The sequence below is a fragment of the Actinomycetospora sp. genome, assembly GCF_036497585.1.
In the GTDB taxonomy this organism is placed as follows: domain Bacteria; phylum Actinomycetota; class Actinomycetes; order Mycobacteriales; family Pseudonocardiaceae; genus Actinomycetospora.
In genome coordinates, this window is sequence record NZ_DASXJD010000261.1 from 1 (window position 1) to 1,968 (window position 1,968).

General features: G+C 76.4%; 3 protein-coding genes and 1 pseudogene. All 4 read left to right on the forward strand.

Going from position 1 to position 1,968, the window contains the following annotated elements; all coding sequences use genetic code 11:
• Nucleotides 1-286, forward strand: a 286-nt coding sequence (locus tag VGH76_RS26910; protein ID WP_414637827.1) for a DNA polymerase III subunit delta' C-terminal domain-containing protein, incomplete at its 5' end; no start/stop codon positions are given.
• 78 nt (nt 287-364) lie between these two features.
• A pseudogene (locus tag VGH76_RS28110) lies at nt 365-505 on the forward strand (serine hydrolase); the annotation flags it as partial.
• A 23-nt stretch (nt 506-528) separates the two neighbouring features.
• Nucleotides 529-1,275 carry a serine hydrolase gene (locus VGH76_RS26915; protein WP_331559843.1) on the forward strand — a complete coding sequence of 249 codons (747 nt, stop codon included), beginning with the start codon at nt 529-531 and terminating at the stop codon, nt 1,273-1,275.
• Nucleotides 1,276-1,424: 149 nt separating this feature from the next.
• Nucleotides 1,425-1,757: an ArsR/SmtB family transcription factor gene (locus VGH76_RS26920; RefSeq protein WP_331559844.1), complete on the forward strand. Its 333-nt coding sequence runs from the start codon at nt 1,425-1,427 to the stop codon at nt 1,755-1,757.
• Nucleotides 1,758-1,968: the final 211 nt, after the last annotated feature.

Genomic DNA, 1,968 nt, shown 5'->3' on the forward strand with positions numbered 1-1,968 from the left:
GCAGCAGCGGCTCCGCGCCACCCGCACCCGGCGCGACGCGCTGGACCGCGCCCTCGTCGACCTGGCCGGCTACTACCGCGACGTGCTCGTGCGCGGGTTCGGGGCGCAGGTCACCGCCACCCACCCGGACCGCGCCCGAGAGGTCGAGGCCACGGCCCGGGACGAGTCCCGTGAGTCCGCGCTGCGCCGCCTGGAAGCGGTCCTCGCGTGCCGGGAGGCGCTCGAGACCAACGTCAAGCCGCAGATCGCCGTCGAGGCGATGGTGACCGCGCTGCGCGCCGGCTGACCGACGTCCGCCGACCTGACGACCGCCCCCGGCTGGCTGAACCGCGTCGCGACCGCTCCCCGGGCTGTGGGCCTCGTCGTGGACGACAGCCGGGGCCGTGTGGTCTCCCCCGAGGCGACGACGCCGTTCCCGCTGGCCTCGGCGGCCAAGGTGGTGCACCTGGTGGCGTACGCCCGGGCGGTCGCGGACGGCCGGATCCGGCCTGACGAGCGGGTTCCGGTGCGGACTGGGAGCGCTGGTACGTGCCCGGCACCGACGGCGGCGCGCACCCCGAGGCGCTGGCCCGGCTCGGGGGCGGTCCCGAGGCCACGGCCGACCAGGTGGTCTCGGCGATGGTCTGCGAGAGCGACAACGCGGCGGCCGGCTGGCTGCGGGCGCGGCTGGGCGACGAGGCCCTCCGGGAGGCGGCGGCGTCCGGGGGATGGGAGGACGTCGACCTGCCGTCGTACGCCGGAGCGGCCGCGCGCTTCGTCCTGCCCGATCGGGCACCGCCAGGAGCGAGCCGGGCGGAGCTCTCGAGCGTCGACGCGGTGCTCGGCCGTCAGGTCGCCGACGACCCGGCGTTCCGCGCTGACGTCCAGCGGCGGTACGCGGACTCGGCCGCCCGCGACCCGGAGCGGTTCGTCGCCGATCAGCAGCGGTGGACGGGCACGACCGCCGCCGCCACGCCGGTCCAGGTCGCCGGCCTGTACCGCGCCATCGCGACCGGGGGCGTGCCCGGTGCCGACGTCGCCCAGCGACAGCTCACCCACCAGGGCCCGATCCCGCGGCTGGGCACGGTCGGGTTCAAGAGCGGGAGCTTCCTGAACGTCCTGACCTTTGGGTCCTTCCTGCGCCGCGACGACGGGTCGCTGGGCTACGCCGTGGTGCTCGGCCGGGACCTCCCTGTCCTGCCCCTCACGACGACGCAGGCCCGCGGCCAGCAGGGGATGGCCCTCGACGCGCTCCGCTCGCCCGCGGGGTTCGACCGCCCGCTCTGCGTCGCCTGACGCCGTGATTGAGACGATGTCCCGGTGACGGACGACGAGCGCCTGGCCGCGCTCGAGGCGCGGGTCGCGGCTCTGGAGGGTTCGACGTCCGGGGCCGGCCCGACGAGGTCGACGTCTCCGGCGCCGTCGGATACGAGGGTGACGTCCGGTTGCACGGCCAGGTGTCCTGGACGATCCGCTACTCGCCGTCCGGGGTGCTCGACTTGCCCACCACGCCGACCGCGGAGGTCCTCGCCGCGCTGGGGCACCCGGTCCGCCTCGCGCTGGTGCGGCGGCTGCTCGCGGGCCCGGCGACCGGGGCCGACCTGCAGGACGCCGCGGAACTCTCCTCGACCGGGCAGGTCTACCACCACCTGCGGGCGCTGACGTCCGCGCGCGTCGTCGAGCAGGACGCCAGGACGTTCCGGATCCCGACGACGGGCGTGGTCCCGGTGCTCACGATGATGCTGGCCGCCGGGGACATCTCGGGCCTGCTCCGGTGAGTTGCGGCGTTCGGCCCCAGAGGGCCCGCTCGGGTGGTTAGCGTGCTCGGGGTGAGCACTCCCGTCCCGCCGCCGGGGCTCTACACCCAGCCGCCGACCGGCCTGCCGCCCTACCTCGCCGACCGGCCCGCCGTGGCCTCGGACCCGACGGTGCTGACCGACGGGCAGGTCGTGCCCCGGCAGGTCGTGCCTGCGCCGGCGGGAGGTGGGG